16 protein-coding genes are annotated in these 18266 nt (G+C 71.1%); 6 read left to right on the top strand and 10 right to left on the bottom strand.

Going from position 1 to position 18266, the window contains the following annotated elements:
* The first annotated feature begins 76 nt into the window (after positions 1 to 76).
* Positions 77 to 928 (top strand): helix-turn-helix transcriptional regulator, encoded by an 852-nt coding sequence (locus BR98_RS30800; protein WP_035849950.1) that lies wholly within the window; start codon positions 77 to 79, stop codon positions 926 to 928.
* A gap of 459 nt (positions 929 to 1387) precedes the next feature.
* Here the strand turns inward: BR98_RS30800 and BR98_RS30795 are convergent, their stop codons facing one another.
* Positions 1388 to 2020 carry an MMPL family transporter gene (locus BR98_RS30795; RefSeq protein ID WP_035849946.1) on the bottom strand — a complete coding sequence of 211 codons (633 nt, stop codon included), beginning with the start codon at positions 2018 to 2020 and terminating at the stop codon, positions 1388 to 1390.
* Positions 2021 to 2029: 9 nt separating this feature from the next.
* Between BR98_RS30795 and BR98_RS30790 the strand changes: the two genes are divergently transcribed.
* Positions 2030 to 2233, top strand: coding sequence for a hypothetical protein (locus tag BR98_RS30790; protein ID WP_035849935.1), 204 nt, complete (start codon positions 2030 to 2032; stop codon positions 2231 to 2233).
* 24 nt (positions 2234 to 2257) lie between these two features.
* Here BR98_RS30790 and BR98_RS30785 read toward each other — a convergent pair whose 3' ends face one another.
* Positions 2258 to 3481, bottom strand: coding sequence for an MFS transporter (locus tag BR98_RS30785; protein ID WP_051970502.1), 1224 nt, complete (start codon positions 3479 to 3481; stop codon positions 2258 to 2260).
* Positions 3482 to 3685: 204 nt separating this feature from the next.
* On the opposite strand from BR98_RS30785, the gene BR98_RS30780 reads away from it, so the two are divergent.
* Positions 3686 to 4774 carry an AraC family transcriptional regulator gene (locus BR98_RS30780; RefSeq protein WP_035849932.1) on the top strand — a complete coding sequence of 363 codons (1089 nt, stop codon included), beginning with the start codon at positions 3686 to 3688 and terminating at the stop codon, positions 4772 to 4774.
* Here the strand turns inward: BR98_RS30780 and trhA are convergent.
* The 6 genes from trhA to BR98_RS30750 all read right to left on the bottom strand — a co-directional run bounded on the left by trhA (position 4761) and on the right by BR98_RS30750 (position 11039).
* Entirely contained in the window at positions 4761 to 5435 is a 675-nt protein-coding gene (trhA, locus tag BR98_RS30775; protein ID WP_035849930.1) for a PAQR family membrane homeostasis protein TrhA, read from the bottom strand. The two genes, BR98_RS30780 and trhA, sit on opposite strands and share 14 nt — an antisense overlap.
* A 9-nt stretch (positions 5436 to 5444) precedes the next feature.
* Positions 5445 to 6872, bottom strand: a complete 1428-nt coding sequence (locus tag BR98_RS30770; RefSeq protein WP_051970500.1) for an aldehyde dehydrogenase family protein — start codon at positions 6870 to 6872, stop codon at positions 5445 to 5447.
* Positions 6869 to 7744, bottom strand: a complete 876-nt coding sequence (locus BR98_RS30765; RefSeq protein ID WP_035849927.1) for an SDR family NAD(P)-dependent oxidoreductase — start codon at positions 7742 to 7744, stop codon at positions 6869 to 6871. Before BR98_RS30765 ends, BR98_RS30770 begins: the two co-directional genes overlap by 4 nt.
* A complete protein-coding gene (locus BR98_RS30760; protein WP_198042313.1) occupies positions 7741 to 9084 on the bottom strand; it encodes a flavin-containing monooxygenase in 1344 nt (447 codons plus the stop codon). The genes BR98_RS30765 and BR98_RS30760 overlap by 4 nt, the downstream gene beginning before the upstream one ends.
* Before the next feature lie 717 nt (positions 9085 to 9801).
* A complete protein-coding gene (locus BR98_RS30755; RefSeq protein WP_035849925.1) occupies positions 9802 to 10476 on the bottom strand; it encodes a CBS domain-containing protein in 675 nt (224 codons plus the stop codon).
* Between the two features lie 116 nt (positions 10477 to 10592).
* Positions 10593 to 11039 carry a universal stress protein gene (locus BR98_RS30750; protein WP_035849922.1) on the bottom strand — a complete coding sequence of 149 codons (447 nt, stop codon included), beginning with the start codon at positions 11037 to 11039 and terminating at the stop codon, positions 10593 to 10595.
* 241 nt (positions 11040 to 11280) lie between these two features.
* On the opposite strand from BR98_RS30750, the gene BR98_RS30745 reads away from it, so the two are divergent.
* The 3 genes from BR98_RS30745 to BR98_RS30735 all read left to right on the top strand — a co-directional run bounded on the left by BR98_RS30745 (position 11281) and on the right by BR98_RS30735 (position 14853).
* Positions 11281 to 12210 carry an ABC transporter ATP-binding protein gene (locus BR98_RS30745; protein ID WP_035849920.1) on the top strand — a complete coding sequence of 310 codons (930 nt, stop codon included), beginning with the start codon at positions 11281 to 11283 and terminating at the stop codon, positions 12208 to 12210.
* A complete protein-coding gene (locus tag BR98_RS30740) occupies positions 12207 to 13028 on the top strand; it encodes an ABC transporter permease subunit (RefSeq protein WP_035849919.1) in 822 nt (273 codons plus the stop codon). Before BR98_RS30745 ends, BR98_RS30740 begins: the two co-directional genes overlap by 4 nt.
* 256 nt (positions 13029 to 13284) lie before the next feature.
* Positions 13285 to 14853, top strand: coding sequence for an oleate hydratase (locus BR98_RS30735; protein WP_035849917.1), 1569 nt, complete (start codon positions 13285 to 13287; stop codon positions 14851 to 14853).
* A 287-nt stretch (positions 14854 to 15140) separates the two neighbouring features.
* Here BR98_RS30735 and pflA read toward each other — a convergent pair whose 3' ends face one another.
* Positions 15141 to 15923, bottom strand: coding sequence for a pyruvate formate-lyase-activating protein (pflA, locus tag BR98_RS30730; RefSeq protein ID WP_051970497.1), 783 nt, complete (start codon positions 15921 to 15923; stop codon positions 15141 to 15143).
* Between the two features lie 81 nt (positions 15924 to 16004).
* Entirely contained in the window at positions 16005 to 18266 is a 2262-nt protein-coding gene (gene pflB, locus BR98_RS30725) for a formate C-acetyltransferase (protein ID WP_035849915.1), read from the bottom strand.

Below are 18266 nucleotides of genomic sequence, written 5' to 3'. Positions count from 1 at the left end.
GTCCGGCCGGCTGCCGGCCGGATACAGGCACAGGCTGTACCAGGATCCGTCACCGCGCCGCGCGCACACTGGGCTGATGGACAAACAGAGACTCGGGGCGTTCCTCCGCAGCCGCCGCGAGCGGCTCCGCCCGCAGGACGTCGGCCTCCCCTCCGGCCCGCGACGCCGCACGCCAGGTCTTCGCCGCGAGGAGGTGGCGGTCCTGGCGCACATCTCCACGGAGTACTACATCCGCCTCGAACAGGGCAGGGCGCCACGCCCCTCGGGCGATGTGCTGGCCGCGATCGCGGGAGCGCTGCGGCTGACCGACGCCGAGTCCGACCATCTCCACGTCCTCGCGGGCACCGCGCCGAACCGTGCCGGACTGCACCGGCGCGACGTCCGCCCCAGCGTGCTCGCGCTTCTTCAGCGGCTGCCGCATACGGCCGGCTTCGTGATGTCCGCCGCGTGCGAGGTCCTCGCCTGGAACGACCTCGCGGCCGCGCTCATGGAGGACTTCTCCCAGCTCGCCCCCGAGGAGCGCAACCTCGCGCGCCGGGCCTTCCCCGGGCCGCAGCCCGCCGAGGCGGCGCTCTACGGCATCTCCGACGCCGCCGATTTCCGGCTGGGCGTCGTGATGCAGCTCCACGCCACCCTCGCCCGCTACCCCAACGATCCCGCGGTGACCGGCCTCGTCGACGAACTCCGCCAAGCCAGCCCCGACTTCGCCCGGCTCTGGGAACGGCACGACGTGCAGGCCGCGCCGATGCTCACGAAAACGTTCCGCCACCCGACCGTCGGCGAGGTCACCGTCGACTGCGACACCCTCACCCTCACCGACCGCGACCAGTACCTCGTACTCTTCACCGCGCCACCGGGATCCCCCGGCGCCGAGGCCCTGGCCCTGCTGAACGTCCTCGGCGCCAAGGCGAGCGACTATCTGCGGTAGCGCCCAGGCCGGCCACGGCGGACACCGTCGCCGGCCAGGGTGACTGGACCCCGACCTCGGCATCATCGAGCACGGCGACCTCCTCATCGAGGGCGACACCATCACCGCCATCGGCTCGGACCTCAGCGCGGGCGACGCCGTGGTCGTCGACGCCACCAGCACCATCCTCACCCCGGCTTCGTCGACACCCACCGGCACGCCCGCGCTCGGCACCACAACGCACAGACCGTCCGACTAACCCCGCCGACACTGGGGAAGGAAGAGGGAAGAGCTGAAGGCGGTGGAGCCCCGGCTACAGGAACTGCTTCAAGTTCAGTAGCACCGCGTAGCGCCTCACGGTGGGCCGCCGACCCGACCTCGTGGTCTCCGCTCGGCGCCTCTCACCGCATCTCATCGTCATGGCCGCCGCGTGTGCACTGGTTGTGAAATGATCTTTCGTGAGACCCCCATTCTCGCAGGTCAGGGGCACGTTCGAGCACTACTTCGACCTGTAGTAGGTGCTCTGACGTCGGCCAGGTTGTCGAGCACTGCGGTGCGCTGGGTGGCCGGGACACGGGTGGTGTCGACGGCGACGGTGACGGTGGCGTTGTAGCCGGGCCCGAATCCTTGGCTGACCAGGTTGTAGGCGCGGTGCTGGGTGCTGGTGACCGGTTGGGTCTCGCTGCCGGGCAGACCGAGACGCAGGTGGCCGACCGGCAGGGCGACGGCGCCGAGAGCTGCCAGGCAGACGAGCAGTGCGGCGACGGGTCGGCGGGTGATCATGCGCGCCCAGGCGAGGCCCCACGTGCCGCGGGAGTCGCGGCCGCGGCGTGCGCTCCGGGTGCGGTGGCCGCTTTCGGCGCGGGGGCGCAGTCGTTCACCGGCGAAGGCCATCGCCGCCGGCACGAGGGTGAGTGAGACCAGGACGGCGAGGAGCACGGTGAATGCCGCGGCCAGGCCCATGACGGTCAGGAACGGGATACCGGTGACCGACAGGGCCGCCAGCGCGATGATCACCGTGAGGCCGGCGAAGGCCACGGCGCTGCCCGCCGTGGCGGTGGCGCGACCGATCGAGTCCTGCACGTCGAGCTCGTCGTCGCTCTGGGCGGCCAACTGCTCGCGGTGCCGGAATCAACCAGAGTCGTCGCCGAGGACCTCGGCGTCGCCCCGGAGACCGTCGGCCCGCGCATGGCGGCCGCCGCGGCGACCGCCGTCATCATCGAGCTCTTCACGGGCACCGAGAAGTTCGAGCTTGAGCAGGCCATGGTGACTGCCCTGCGCTTCATCGAGGTGGGCATCGAGTCCCTTGCCCAAGACGCCGGGTAGCACCGCGCGTCGGCCCTGCGCACCTCAGGAGTGGTGCGCCCCTGGGTTGAGTCGGGCGTCGTGGGCGAAAGCACGAGCGGTGACCAGCGGCAGGAGGGCCAGGGCCGCGGGGATCGCGAATGCGAGACGGAAGTGGCCGCTGGACCCGATGAGCCCGCTTACGGCTGCCCCACTGATGACGCCCAGGTAGTTGAAGAGGTTCAGGCGGGCGAGGATGGCTTCGGCGGCATCGGGTTGCAGCCGCCCGGCGGTGGCGAGACACAGCGGGGTGAACGCGGAGACGCCAAGGCCCACGAACCCGGCTGCCGCAATCGCGTACGGCCAGCTGGGAGCCCCGGCGAGCGCGGCCAGGGCGGTGGCGGCGACCAGCGCGGTGGCGCGGATCACCGCGGCCGGCCCCGTCCTGCGGATCAGATGGTCAGCGCAGGCTCGTCCGGTGATGGTGCCCGCCTGGTACGCCGCGTAGGCGAGAGGAGCCGTCGGCAGGGATGCGGCGAGGACCTGGTGGAGGTAGACGGTCGACCAGGCCGAGACCGTGGAGTCGATGACGTACGCGACGAGGAGGACCAGGCCGAACGGGACGAGCTTGGCCCACGTCCTCCGGCCGAGCGGCACCGCGGCGGTCTCGGACGGTGTGCCGGATGCCGTCGTGTCCGCGATCGGGTGGGAGCGGATGGTCAGGGCGAGAGCGAGGACGAGGACGGCCTGAGCGGTCAGGATCTGCTCGGGCCGCCCGCCGAGGCGGGCCAGGCCCGCGGTCAGCAGGGCCGAGGCGACGCCTCCCACGCTCCAGAGGGCGTAGAACGACGAGAAGATGCTGCGCCCGTACGCCCGCTCGACCGCCGAGGCCCGGGTGTTCACGGAGACGTCGATGCCACCCAGGGCCGTTCCGAACAGCAGGTAGGCGACGGTGACGCTTGCCTGACCGGGCGCCCACCCGATCAGCAGCAGGGCGGCGGCAGTCGCCACAGCGGCGCAGCGCATGGCGGCGACCGCGCCCACGCGGCGGATCGCAGCCAACCCGGCGAAGCTGCCGGCGCCTGCGGCAAGTGCGACGGTGACCATCAGCACGGTGGTCGTCAGCGACGACAGCCCGAGATGCTGCTGGATGCCCGGCACCGTGGTGAACACCGCCGCCACGGCGGCGCCCTGGGCGGCGAACGCGGTTGCCGTGACTCGTCGGGCGCCCGCGAGAGGGCCGCTTCGGCGGTCCTCAGCCGGTACCGCGGCCTGCAAGAAGAGGGTCATGGCGCGCCTGACTGCCGGGCGCTCGATGGGCACCGGCGCATCTCGAAGGATCGGATTGCCGCAACCGTACGGAGCGGATCGGGCCGGACTCAGGGCGCCGGAGGCCAGGCGCCGGACTCCAGCGGCCACCACGCGAACCGGAGGTGTCCGCCCGTCTACAGTGGTCCTACCGGCCCTGTCCACGTCCTGGTGAGAGGGACCGCGATGCCCGATACCCCTGGCCCGGCGAGTCCGCCGGGAACCAGCCGCAGCACCTCGGCGACCATTCCGCCGAACATCCTGCGCTCGCTCTCGATGGTCGCCGCCGAGGACGGTATCGACCTGCGGCCCGAACTGGCCCGGGTCGGCCTGGAGGAGGCCGTGATGCGGTCCGCCGCCCTGCGGGTCTCGTACCGCCAGGGGAGCACCGTCATCCGCCGCGCGCTGGAGCTGACCGGGGACGAACGTCTGGGCCTGCGGGTGGGCTCGGCGCAGCAACTGACCGCGTGGGGATTGCTCGGCTTCGCGCTGATGGCCTGCGACACCCTGGAGCACGCGATCAGGACCGGAGTGAAGTACCAGAACCTGTCCGGAGCGATGACGGTCTGGTCGGCGGGGGCGGAGGAGGACGGCTTCGTGCTGCGGGCGAGGCTGCCCGACCCCGCCCTCGACCCAGCAGTGGGTGTCTTCCTGACCGAGGAGGCGTTCTCCAGTGTCCTCACGCTGACCCGCCTGATCGTCGGCCCGGCTTTCGCTCCGAGCCGGGTCGCGTTCGTCTGTCCCGCCCCGCGTGACCTCACCCCGTTCAGCGACCTGTTCGCCTGCCCGGTGGGCTTCGCGGCGCAGGACAACCGCTACGTCGTCCATCCGGCGTGGGCTCGCACCGAGATGCCGGGCCGCGACCCGGTCGTCCTCGCCTCGGTGCTCGAGCTGTTGGACGCTCAGGTGGCGGCCCGCCGCGACCAGCAGGAGTTGCTCGAAGTACTGGAGGTCTCGATCGCGCAGGGCCTCCCGTCGGTGCCGTCCTTCGCCGAGCAGGCGCGTCGGCACGCGGCCAGCGAGCGCACCCTGCGCCGGCGGCTGGCCGACTGCGGCACCACCTATGAGGCGATCGTCGACGGGGTACGACGCGAACGGGTCGAACAGCTGCTGCGGCGTACCGAACCGACCTTGCGCGAGGTCGCACACCAGGCCGGTTTCTCCGACGAACGCGCCCTTCGCCGCGCCGTGCGCCGCTGGCACGGAGTGGCCCCGCTGGAGTTGCGCAGGCGGTTCGAGCGGTCCGAGGAGCCCGGCGGCGTCAGCGGGCGGTGAGCAGGCCGATGGCGGCGGCGTGCGCGGCGAACGCGGCGGTCGTCAGGGCGTGGAACACCTCGTGGAAGCCGAACCAGGCCGGTGACGGGTCGGGGCGTTTGCGGGCGTACACGATGCCGCCCGCGCTGTAGAGCAGTCCCCCGGCCAGGACGAGGGCGAGGACGGCGGGCCGACCGCTGTGGGCGAAGTCCGGGATGAACAGCAGCACGATCCAGCCGACCGCGAGGTAGACGGGGGCGGAGAGCCACCGGGGGGCGGCGGGCCACAGCAACTGGACCGCGGTGCCCACCGCCGCCGCGCCCCAGACCGTCCAGAGCAGGTCCCGGCCTGCCGGTGGTGGCAGCAGCAGGACCGCCAGCGGGGTGTAGGTCCCGGCGATGACCAGGAAGATGTTGGCGTGGTCGAGGCGGCGCAACGCCTCTTCCGTGCCGCGGGTCCATCGGCCGGTGTGGTATGCGGCGCTGGTGGTGAACAGCAGCGTGGCGGTGAGGGCGAAGACCGCGCAGGCCGCTCGGCCCCGGCCGTCGGGAGCGGTGGCGGTGAGGGCGAGGCCGACGGCCAGGGCGAGCGGGGCGGTCGCGGCGTGCAGGACGCCGCGAAGCCTCGGCCGCTCCTCGACCGGCGCAGCCGGCTGTACGGGGTGGGCAAGGTGGTGGGTCATCGTCGGCCTTCAGCGGGTGCGGATCCAGATGGTCTTCTCCCGGGTCCACTGGGCGAAGGCCGCGGTGGACTTCTCCGCACCGCCGAATCCGGACTGCTTCCAACCGCCGAACGGAGTGCTGATGTCCCCTTCGCTGTAGGCGTTCACGGAGACCACGCCGGCCTGGACGTCGCGCGACAGGCGCAGTGCGGTATCGAGGTCGCGGGTCCACACGGAGGCCGCGAGCCCGTACTCGGTGGCGTTGGCCAGGCGGATCGCCTCAGCTTCGGTGGTGAATGTCTGGACGGTGACGACCGGTCCGAAGAGCTCCTGCGTCAGCACGTCGCTGGCGACGGGGGCTCCGGTGACGACGGTGGGCGGATAGTAGGCGCCGGCGCCGGGCAGACCGCCGGGAAGGCCCGCGGTGTGGATGTGCGCGCCGGCCGCGGCGGCGGCATCCACGGCGGCGGCGACTCGGTCTCGGGCGGCGTGGCTGATCAGCGGGCCGATGCGGGTCTCCGGTTCGCAGGGGTCGCCGACGACCAGCGACTTAGCGGCGGCGACGAACCGGGCCAGGACCTCCTCGGCGATGTCCTGGTGGACCAGCACGCGCGAGCCGGCCGTACAGTTCTGACCCATCGTCAGGAAGGCGGCCTCGATCATGTTGTCGATCAGCTCGTCGCCGAAGCCGAGCGCGTCGGCCATGAGGATCTGGGGGCTCTTCCCGCCCATCTCCAGCGAGACGCGTTTGAAGTTGGTCTGCGCCGCGTCGGTCAGGATCCGGCGCCCGGTGGCGGTGGAGCCGGTGAAGGACAGCGCCCCCACCAGGGGATCGCGGGCCAGCGCCGCACCGGCGACCGGCCCGTGACCGGGCAGCACCGTCAGCACCCCTTCCGGCAGACCGGCCTCGGTGGCGAGGCGCGCCAGGTGCAGCGCCGAGCGCGGTGTCGCCTCGGCCGGCTTGAGCAGCAGGCAGTTGCCGGCGGCGAGCGCGGGCCCGACCTTCCAGGCGGCCATGGCCAGCGGGTAGTTCCACGGCAGGATCGCCGCGACCACCCCGACCGGCTCGCGGCTGATCAGCCCGAGGTGGTCCGGGCCGGTGGGGGCGAGACGGCCGAAGAGCTTGTCGGCCGCCTCGGCGAACCAGCGGATCGACTCGATCGCACCGGGCACGTCGCCGGTGCGGCACTCGGTGATCGGCTTGCCCGCGTCCTCGCTGTCCAGACGGGCCAGCGCCTCGGCGTCCCGTTCCATCAGGTCGGCGAGCCGCAGCAGCACCGACGCCCGTTCCCTGGGCGGCAGTCGGGACCACGACCCGCTCTCGAAGACCCGCTGGGCCCGCTCGGCCGCCTCGGCGACCTGGCGGGCGCTCACAGCGGGCAGTGCGGTGAGCAGCTCTCCGGTCGCCGGGTTGGTCACCCGCAGCACCGTTTCGTCGGTCGCATCCGTCACGGTCATGCCTCCTCCACGAGTTCCCAACGGCCGTCGACCTGGCGCGCCAGCCCTCGGCTTCGCAGGTCCTCCAGGTAGCGGGCCATGCCGCGCTCGCCCCGCCCGCGGAAGAGCGGGAAGACCTTGGGCAGCAGGTTCGGGGCCAGCATCGCCAGCCGCACCAGAAGGGACTCGCTCAGCTTGGGATAGACCTCCAGGCGGGGCCTGTCCAGCAGACTCACCACTGCGGCCACGACGTCGGCGGGCTGCTGGGGCGGGTCCTGGAACTGCATGGCGTTGCCGCCGTCCACGGCCTCCTGACGGAGCATCCGGGTGTCGGTGGCCGACGGCAGCACCGACCCGGCCAGGATGCCCTTGTCCCGCAGGTCGAGCGAGATGGAGAGCATCGCGCCGCGCAGCCCGAACTTCGAGGCGGTGTAGATCGGCGTCTCGCCCAGCGGGAAGATGCCCCCGAGGGAGACCATGGTGACCACCCGGGCGTCGCTCGACGAACGTAGCAGCGGGATGGCGATCCTTGTCGTGATCAGCGGGGAGAGCAGATTCAGGTTGATCTCCCGCTCGATGCTCTCGATGCTGCGCACGTCGAAGCGTTCGGCGCTGGTCATGCCGACGTTGTTGACCAGGACGTCCAGGCGTCCGTCGGTGGCCGCGACCTGGTCGAACAGCCGCTGCACCGCGGCGCGGTCCAGCAGGTCGCAGTCCAGCCCGGTGTGCCCGGGGCCGGGGAGGTCACCGGCGACCTGCTTGGCGCGAACCCCGTCGATGTCGACGACGATGCACCGCGCGCCGCCGGCGGCGAACCGGCGGCACAGGGCACTGCCGATCCCGCCCGCACCGCCCGTGACCAGGATGACCTTGTCGCTGAAGTCGTAGCTCATGACTGCACCGCCGGCTGGCGGGCCGAGGCCGAGGGCGGGTTGCCTTGGGTGCGCCAGCCCATCTGACCGGCCACCTTGGCCAGGTGCTTCACGATGGCCCCGCCGTCCACATAGCCGGTGTGCCGGGGCGAGGCGACGAACTTGAGTCCGCCGGACAGATCCGGACGGTCGTTTCGGATCAGGTCGGCGAAGCGCTGCGCGCTCGGCAGCCCGCGCTGCGTGTCCTGGATGAACCCGGCGATCAACTGCGCCTGGGTGTCGAAGAGTTGGTAGGCCCCGGAGTTCGTCTCCACGAAGCCGACGCCGAACAGCCCCCGGTGCTCGCGGGAGAACGAGGACAGGTAGAGATCGGGGTGCTGCTCACTGCCGAAGTACTGCTGTGCGACCGGCACCCTGTGCACGTATCCGGTCGCCAACAGGATGAGGTCGAAGTCGTCGCGGGTGCCGTCGGTGAAGTGCACCGTCCTGCCCTCGGTACGGGCGATCCCCGGCTTGGCCGTGATGTCCCCGTGCTGGAGGTGATGGATCAGCATCGAGTTGATCGCGGGGTGCGTCTCGAACAACTTGTGGTCGGGCTTCTGCAGGCCCAGCCGGCGCGGGTCGCCGTTGATGAGGCGAAGGAGAGCACCGAAGACCCGCTGCTCCAACCACATCGGCAGCTTCGGCCCGCTCTGCGCGATCGTGTCCACCGGCCGGCCGAACAGGTGCTTGGGGATGAACCAGTAGCCGCGCCGCATGCTGATCACCGCGTGGTCGGCGGCCCGGGCCGCGTCGCAGGCGATGTCGCAGCCCGAGTTCCCGGCCCCGACGACCAACACGCGCTTTCCCCGTAGCTCGTCCGCGCTGCGGTAACCGACCGTGTGCCGCACCTCACCGGTGAAGTGACCGGGCAGGTCGGGGACGTTGGGATGCCACTGCGAGCCCGTACACACCACGACCTGCCCATGGGCGCTCTGCCGCCCATCGGCCCGCGTCACCGTCCAACTGCCGTCCGTGTTCTTCCCGATGCTGCGGACCTCGGTGCCGAACTCGATCCGGCCCGTCAGTCCGTACGCGTCGGCGAACGACGTCAGATAGGAGAAGATCTGACGGTGCGACGGGTAGTCGGCGAAGTGGTCCGGCATCGGCCACCCGCCGAAGCCCGAGAGGGTCTTACTGGAGATGAAGTGGGCCGACTCGTACATCGGACCACCGGGGTTGTCGATGTCCCACAGACCCCCTGGGCCCGTGTGCCGCTCGATATGCGTGTACGGGATATCCCGCTCCGCCAGCGCCCGCGCGACCGCCAGTCCAGCAGGTCCCGCTCCGATCACACACGTGTCGTACTGGGTGTCTTCCACGGGTCCGCCTCCCTCTGTCGCGATCTACCGCCGATGAGGGAAACCTACGTACCCGCCGGTCAGCGCGGACTGGCCCGCGCGGCCACCGGGAGGACCGTAGCGGCCACTCGGTTGGCATCCCGCAGCTGCCCGGCGTCGACTTGCCCGCACCGCTGGCCGCCTCTGCGTGAGGCCGAAGCCAGCCGTGCGTCGCCGGCCTGCAGGGCCGATGGGCGGTAGCGCTGCGTAGCAACCGACACGGGCAGCCAGCGCGGTATCCTCGTCACCCCTCGGCGCTTCTCAACTCCGCTCACCCGTTGAAGCCGCCGCGTGTGCGCTGGCCGTGAAATGATCTTCTATGAGACCGTCTTTCCCGCAGGCCAGAGACATGTTCGAGCTCTACTACGACCTGTAAAGGGGCTTCTGACGTGCGGAAACGCCGTGCGGCTGACTCGTGTCGAAGGCCCTGGGGCTCGCGATGTGAAGTGGGAGTGCACTGAGTTCGATCGCGGCACAAGCGGCCGGACAGCCCGGCGGCCGGTGGAGGAGATCCTCGGCCTCTGACCTCGATCGGCTGCCGATACGGTCGGCCCAACCATCGCTGGTCGGTCATCGCATCCCGACGCCACGCCTGGCGCGCGCGGCCGGTGGACCAGCGCGACGCACCCCGGCGCCGGGACCCTGTGTCCGCCGAACGCGAGCATCGGGTTCCGGGCGCACGGGGTGGTGCGCAGCTGGTCAGCGGACCGGGTGCAGGGCAGCGGTGTCGTCCGTGCGGTAGGCCAGGCGGCTGGTCACGTCGATGACACCGTCCACGCTCCGGCACAGCCGTTCCACCACCGACACCAGGGCGCGGTGCTCGACCGTGCCGCTCAGGGTGACCCGGCCCTCGTCGACCCGGACGTCGACGCAGCCCGGGGCGAGTCCCAGGGTGCGGTCGAGGATCTCGTGGGTGATCTCCTCGTTGATGGCTCGGTCCTGGCGGAGGAAGACGCGCAGCAGGTCGCTTCGGCTGACGATGCCGACCAGGCGTCCGGCCTCGTCGACGACGGGCAGGCGCTTGAGGTGCTCGCGCTGCATCAGGCGAGCGGCCTCGACCACGGTCCACTCGGGCCGGGCGCACACCGCCGGACTGGTCATGAGGCCTTCGGCGGTGGCGGCGCGGCTGCGGGTGTGCTCGTCGGGCGACAACTGCGGGGTGAGCAGCAGCCCGGCGGGGTCCTCCTGGGCGGCCTCGTTGAGCAGCAGGTCGGCCTCGGAGACCAGGCCGATCGGCCGTTCCTCGTGGTCCAGGACGGGCACGGAGGTGATGTCGTGTTCGGCGAGCAGGCGGGCGATCTCCTTGAAGCCGGTCTCGGGCCGGACGGGCACGACGGCCCGGGTCATCAGCTCTCCCACGATGCGGTGTCGCATGATCGGCTCACTCCTTCTCTGGTGCCGGCGGCCCCAGGGCCGCGCGGTCGGGTGTGGTGGGTACGGTGTGGCGTCCGGCTCAGGTCCGGGACGGACGGTGTCGCGCGGTCGGGTGTTCAGGCTGTCGAGTGGCGGACCACGACGACGGGGCACGGCGCGTGCTGCACGCAGTGGCCGCTGACGGAGCCCAGCAACGCGCCGACGAAACCGCCGTGGCCTCGGCTGCCGACGACCAGGAGGTCGGCGCCCCGGGCCGCTTCCAGCAGGCAGGACACGGTGCCGCCCTGCACCACCCGGGGCCGGATCTCGACCGGGCATGCCGAGCCGGCCGCCTGCACGATGGCGTCGTCGAGGACCTTGCGTGTGATGGCGGCAAGGTCCTCGTAGGCCTCGATCGGCACGGTCCAGCCGGTGGAGACCGGGTACTGCCAGGCAGTGAGCGCCTCGATGACGGCGCCGCGGGTGCGGGCCTGGTCGACGGCCCAGCGCAGCGCGTCGATCGAGGACGGCGATCCGTCCACGCCGACGACGATCCGCCGCTGGGGTTCATTCTGCTCGGTCACGGTTCTGCTCCCCTTCGCTGTGGTCGTCTCCACCATCGGCCGGCCGGCACGCGGTGGCGAAGGGCCGAGGGGGCCGCCGTGCCGGGACCTTCAGCCCCGGTGCGAGACGACTGCCGTACCCGGGACCGACGGGCCTGCCGATCAGGGCCCATGAGTCCCTGTCACCGCCCGGCTCGGTGCGGTGCAGTTGGTGCGCGAGACGAAGCCTCCACAGAGGCGGCCGCGATGTAGGGAGGCGGGTATGGAGCGCCAGGGGCCGGCCATCGAGCTGGCCGGACTGAGCAAGTACTACGGCCACAAGGCGGGTGTGGACCACCTCGATCTCACCGTGCGGCGCGGCGAGATCTTCGGGTTCCTGGGCCCCAACGGCGCCGGGAAGACCACCACCATCCGCTGCCTGGTGGGCTTGCTGCGGCCGAGCGCCGGACGGATCCGGCTGCTGGGCCTGGACCCGGCAGCCGACCACCGGCGCCTGGCCCCGCGCCTGGGCTACCTGCCGGGAGAACTTCGCCTGTATCCGGAGCTGACCGGTACTCAGACACTGCGGCTGCTCGGGGATCTGCAGGGCGCCGCGACGTTCCGCCGCTCGGAGCTGTGCGAGCGTCTCGGGCTGTCGGCAGCCGATTTGGGCCGTCCGGTGCGGGAGTACTCGCGCGGAATGAAGCAGAAGTTGGGCCTGGTCCAGGCGCTCCAGCACGATCCCGAGCTGGTGGTGCTGGACGAGCCCACCGAGGGTCTGGATCCGCTGGTTCAGGAGGTCTTCTTCGCGCTGCTCGACGAGGCCTCGCACGCGGGACGTACGGTCCTGCTGTCGAGCCACGTGCTGCCTGAGGTGCAGCGGGCCTGCGGCCGGGTGGCGCTCGTGCGGGCGGGGCGGTTGGTCGCAGTACGGTCCGTGTCCACTCTGCGGGAGGAGCGCGCCAGGCGGGTGCGGCTGGTCCTGGCCGACGGCCGGGGAGCCCGGGCCCTGGGGCGTGCGGAGCGCTGGTCACCGCGCTGGCACGGGGACGAGGTCCAACTGCTCGTCCCGCGGACAGAGTTGGTCGCGGGACTGCGTGAGCTCCTGGCCGCGCTGCCGGTGGCGGATCTGTCGGTGGAGGAGGCCGGGCTGGACGAGGCGTTCCTCGACCTGTACCGGCAGGACGTCGAAGCAGCGGAGGTGCGGTCGTGAGGGCCCGGTTCCCCTTGTTCTGGCTGGCTCTGCACCGGCGCCGCAGGATGCTGGCATTCCTGGCAGCGGGCATGGTCGTCTTCGAGGCTCTGATCGTGGCCGTCATCCGGGCGGTGCCGCCGGCCCAGCTGTTCGCCGGGACCGGCCCGGCCGGACCGGATGCGTTGAAGGCGTTCTCCGGATCGACCGGTGACGTGTCCATCGCCAGCTACCCCGGTCTGCTCGGGGCCGGTCTGGTGCACCCGTTCTGGATCGCCATGCAGCTGACGGCGATCGGCTCGCTCGCGGCGGCTGCTGTCGCGGCCGACGTCGAGTCCGGGACCGTGGAACTGCTGATGGTCCGTCCGGTCTCCCGTCTGAGGCTGCTGGCCGAACGGGCGGCCGCCGTGATCGCGGCCTCGCTGGCACTCAACGCCGCCGCCACATTGGCGGTCGCCGGTGGTGTGGCCCTCACTCCCGCCCTCCACCACGCGGTCCCTCTGCGCGGCGTGCTCGCGGCCGGTCTGGCGGGCTGTGCGTTCACGCTCTGCCTGTCCGGTCCGGCCCTGGCCGTCTCGGCTGCGGCTCGCCACCGGGCCCAGGTGATCGGCGCCACCATCGCGTTCGGCGCTGTCGGCTTCGCCCTCAACTTCGTCGCCATGGCCTGGCACCCGGCGGCGCCGCTGCGGTACCTGAGCCCGTTCCACTACTACACGCCCGGTGACGCGCTCGCCCACGGGACGATCGCCTGGGGCCCGTTCGCCGTCCTGGTGGCCGTCGGGTTCGCCGGGATCGCCGCCGCGCACCCGCTGCTGCTGCGCCGGGACCTGGCTCCCTGAGCGCCAAACCGCCCGCAGCCCGCCCGGTCACCTGGCGGGCCGAGGACGCCTGGAATCCGCGCCCAGCCCACAGAGGCCGTCTCGCCGGGACCGTTGTTCCCCCACCAGCGACCAATGGCCCAAGGCCCGGGCGGCCGGCCGAGGGCAGGCCGGCATCCACACCCCGATCGACGAACCCGATCAGCAGAGCGCCCCTCAGACCGGCCGGTCAGACACGAACACCACTTTTCGCACAGCAGAGTTGAGGAGTATTCCGATGGCAAAGGCATACCTGGTCGGCAGCGGCATAGCCGCCCTGTCCGCCGCGGCGTTCCTGATCCGCGACGGCGGCTTCGCCGGCAGCGACATCCACGTCTTCGAGGAGCAGGAGGAGGTCGGCGGCAGCCTGGACGCGGGCGGCAACCCGGAGGCGGGCTACACGATGCGCGGCGGGCGGATGTTCGAGGCCCAGTTCCGGTGCACCTACGACCTGCTGTCCGGCATCCCGTCGTTGGACGACCCGTCAGTCTCCGTCACCCAGGACGTCTACGACTCCCACCAGGAGTCCCCGTGGGACGACGCCACCCGGCTGGTGGGCGCGGGAGGAGCGATCCGCGACGGCCACGCCATGGGGTTCTCCGAGCGCCACCGCCTGGAGCTGGTCGCCTGCCTGGCCACACCCGAGCGGATGCTGGACGGCAAGCGGATCACGGACTGCTTCAGCGGGGACTTCTTCACCACCGACTTCTGGTACATGTGGTGCACCACCTTCGCCTTCGAGCCCTGGCACAGCGCGATCGAGTTCCGTCGCTACCTGCTGCGCTTCGTGCACCTGTTCCCCGAGTTCGAGACGATGTCCGGGATCCACCGCACCCGGTACAACCAGTACGACTCGATCGTCCGCCCGCTGACCGCCTGGCTGCTGGAGCACGGGGTGCGGATCCACACCGGCCACCGGGTGACCGACCTGTCCTTCCGGGCGGGGACGGGCACCAGCGTCGAGCGGATCCACTTCGCGGGTGCCCACGCCGACCTGCCGGTTGCCCCGGAGGACCTGGTGTTCGTCACCAACGGCTCGATGACCGCGGACTCCAGCCTCGGCTCGCACACCACCCCGCCGGAAGGCCCGCGCACCTCGCGCAGCCCCTCCTCCTTCCTGCTGTGGCACCGCATCGCCCGCGGCCGCGAGAACTTCGGCCGCCCGGAGGTGTTCGACCGCAGTGTCACCGACTCCACCTGGGAGTCCTTCACCGTCACCGCAAAGGACCCGGCCTTCCTGGACTGGATGGAGACGTTCACCGGCCGTGCCACCGGCCGCGGCGGCCTGCTCACCCTCACCGAATCCCCTTGGCTGCTCACCGTCGTGGTCAACCGCCAGCCGGTCTACCAGCAGCAGCCCGAGGGCGTGTCCGTCTGGTGGGGCTACGGGCTCTTCCCTGACAAGCCCGGAACGTACGTCCAGAAGCCCATGCGGGAGTGCAGCGGGGAGGAGATCCTCCAGGAGGTTCTGCACCACCTGGCCGTGGATGCCGCCACCGCCGGGCGCGTCGCCGAGGCATCCACCGTCGTCCCCTGCCTGATGCCCTACATCACCAGCCAGTTCCTGGTCCGCAGCCACGGCGACCGCCCGCAGGTCGTCCCGAAGGGCTCCACCAACCTCGCCTTCATCGGCCAGTACGCCGAGGTCCCGGACGACGTCGTCTTCACCGTCGAGTACTCCGTGCGCACCGCCTGGACCGCGGTGGCGCAGCTCCTCGGCCTCGACAAGCAGCCGCCCGCCGTCCACAAGGGCCACCACGACCCGCACGTTCTGGCCCAGGCCCTGCACACCATGCACCGCAAGTGACGGCAGGGGGCTGAGCCGCCGCTGGGCCGCTCTCCCGGTCGTGCGTGACCACTCCTGGCTGCGCTGAGCTCCCACCACATCGCAGTGGCCGACCGCGACGCGATCGCGGCCGGCCACTGCGCTTTTGCGTTGCAGAGCTCCCGGTCGCTGCCCCGCAACCATGCTCCGGAGCCCGGAACCGCGCCGCCGCTCCATCAGGGCACGCGGCGCGAGCACGACGAAGCTCCCCGGTCGGTCAACGAGCCGTGAGGCTCGACCGTACCGGGGAGCGGGTGTGGCAGGCGCGATCAGACGGCGTGCAACCCGTGGGCGGCGAACCCCGCGCGAGCCGCGGCCACCTGGTCGCGGGTCGGCATCGGGGTGTCGTCGAGGGTGAACTCCAGGCCCAGAGCGCGCCATTTGGCGGTGCCGAGCTTGTGGAAGGGCAGCACGTCGACCCGGGCGACGTTGCCGAGGGAGGCGGCGAAGGAGGCGACGCCCTCGATGTTCCCGGGGAGGTCGGTGAGGCCCGGGACGAGGACGAAGCGGATCCAGACCTCGGTGCCGAGGCCGGCCAGGCGTCGGGCGAAGTCCAGGGTGGGAGCGAGCCGCTGCCCGGTCAGGCGCCGGTAGAGCGCGCGGTCCCAGGACTTGATGTCGAGCAGGACGAGGTCGGTGTCGGCGAGCAGCGCGTCGGTGGCGCGGGAGCCGAGGAAGCCGGAGGTGTCCAGGGCGGTGTGCAGGCCGAGTTCGTGCTTGAAGCGGTGCAACAGCTCGCCGGTGAGACTCGGCTGGAGTAGCGGCTCGCCGCCGCTGATCGTCGCACCGCCGCCGCAGGCGCGGATGAACTCGGTGTACTTGGCGGCCTCCTGGACGATCTCGTCGGCGGTGGTGCGCCGACCGTCGCGCAGGTGCCACGTGTCGGGGTTGTGGCAGTAGAGGCAGCGCAGCGGGCAGCCGGCGAGGAAGGCGACGAAGCGCGTCCCTGGGCCGTCGACGCCGGTCGACAGGTCCCAGGAGTGCAGCATGCCGGTCACCGGGCAGGGAAGGGGTGCTGCTACGCCGGCCAGAGCGGCGGCGGTTTCGGTCATCGCGGTTCTCCTTGCACAAAGGCGCGGTGCCGACGCCCGTGGTCGGGGGAGGGCGTCGGCACCGCGTGCTGGTGGGCGCTACTACAGCGCGCCGTGGAAGGTGCGGCCGATCACGTCGAGCTGCTGCTCGCGGGTGAGGCGGACGAAGTTGACCGCGTAGCCGCTCACCCGGATGGTCAACTGCGGGTACTTCTCGGGGTGTTCCATGGCCTCCAGCAGAGTGCCGCGGTCCAGGACGTTGACGTTCATGTGGAAGCCGTGGCAGGCGGTGTAGCCGTCCAGCACGCCGACCAGGTTCGCGCTCCGCTCCTCGCGGGTGCGGCCGAGTGCGTCGGGGGTGACGGTGTTGGTGAGCGAGATGCCGTCCTCGGCCTGCTCGTAGGGGAGTTTGGCCACCGAGAGGGCGCTGGCGACGTAGCCGTGGCGGTCGCGTCCGTTCATCGGGTTGGCGCCCGGGGAGAACGGTTCGCCGGCCTTGCGGCCGTCCGGGGTGGCGCCGGTCTTCCTGCCGTAGACGACGTTGGAGGTGATGGTGAGGACGGACTGGGTGTGCTCGGCGCCGCGGTAGGCGGGTTGTTTCCGGACCTTGTCCATGAACTCCTCGACCAGCCGCACCGCGATGGCGTCGGCCCGGTCGTCGTTGTTGCCGTAGGCCGGGTACTCGCCCTCGACGAGGTAGTCGACGGCGAGGCCGGTGTCGTCCCGCACCGGGTGGACGGTCGCGTGCTTGATGGCGGAGAGCGAGTCCGCCGCCACCGCGAGGCCGGCGATGCCGCAGGCCAGGGTGCGCCGGACGTCGCGGTCGTGCAGGGCCATCTCCAGGCGCTCGTAGGCGTACTTGTCGTGCATGTAGTGGATGACGTCCAGCGCGTGGACGTAGGTGGCGGCCAGCCAGTCGAGCTGCTGGTCGAGTTTGGCGAGCACCTCCTCGTAGTCGAGGACGTCACCGCTGAGCACACCGGTGGCGGGGCCGACCTGGGCGCCGGAGATCTCGTCCCGGCCGCCGTTGATCGCGTAGAGGAGGGTCTTGGCGAGGTTGACCCGGGCTCCGAAGAACTGCATCTGCTTGCCGACCGGCATCGCGGAGACGCAGCAGGCGATGGCGGTGTCGTCGCCGAAGCGCGGGCGCATCAGCTCGTCCGACTCGTACTGGATGCTGGAGGTGTCGATCGACACCTTGGCGCAGAACTCCTTGAACCCTCGCGGCAGTTGCGGGGACCAGAACACGGTCAGGTTCGGCTCGGGAGCCGGGCCGAGGTTGTAGAGGGTCTGGAGGTAGCGGAACGAGGTGCGGGTCACCAGCGGGCGACCGTCCTGGCCGATGCCGCCGATGGACTCGGTCACCCAGGTCGGGTCGCCGGAGAACAGCTCGTCGTACTCGGGTGTGCGCAGGAAGCGCACGATCCGCAGCTTGATGACGAAGTCGTCGATCAGCTCCTGCGCCTGCTCCTCGGTCAACCGCCCTGCTTCGAGGTCCCGTTGCAGGTAGATGTCGAGGAAGGTGGAGGTGCGGCCGAGCGACATCGCGGCGCCGTTCTGCTCCTTCACGGCGGCCAGGTAGGCGAAGTAGAGCCACTGGACCGCCTCGCGGGCCGTCGTGGCGGGGCCGGAGACATCATGGCCGTAGCTCGCGGCCATCTGCTTCAGCTCGCCGAGTGCCTTGATCTGCTCGGCGAGTTCCTCACGCTCCCGGATGGTCTCCTCCAGCCGCGACGGATCGTGCGGCAAGTGGTCCAGTCCGGCCTTCTCCGCCTGCTTCACCTCGATCAGCCGGTCCACGCCGTACAGCGGCACCCGCCGGTAGTCGCCGATGATCCGGCCGCGGCCGTAGGCGTCGGGCAGGCCCGTGATGACGCCTGCCTTGCGGGCGGCGAGGATCTCGGGCGTGTAGGCGTCGAAGACACCGTCGTTGTGGGTCTTGCGGTACTCGGTGAAGACCTTCTCCAACCCCGGGTCGACCGGGTAGCCGTAGGTCTTCAGCGCGCCGGCGACCATCCGCCAGCCGCCGTTGGGCATGATCGCGCGCTTGAGCGGGGCGTCGGTCTGCAGGCCGACGATCAGTTCCCGTTCCCGGTCGATGTATCCGGGGGCGTGCGCGGTGATGCCGGCGGGGATGTCGTGGGCGACGTCGTACACCCCCTTCGCCCGCTCCTCGGGGAAGCGGTCGCTGATCTGCTTCCAGACCGCGAGGGTTCGCTCGGTGGGCCCGGCCAGGAAGGAGGCATCCCCTTGGTAGGGGGTGTAGTTGTGCTGGATGAAGTCGCGCACGTCGATGGTTTCGCGCCACTGGTCGCCCTGGAATCCGTTCCAGGCGCTCGCGGTCCCGTGCTGCTGTGTGGTCAT

Origin of the sequence: Kitasatospora azatica KCTC 9699 (genome assembly GCF_000744785.1) — a bacterium.
GTDB classification, from domain to species: Bacteria; Actinomycetota; Actinomycetes; order Streptomycetales; family Streptomycetaceae; genus Kitasatospora; species Kitasatospora azatica.
Note: the sequence above shows the minus strand (reverse complement) of the source record. Positions and strands in the feature narration are given on the sequence as shown.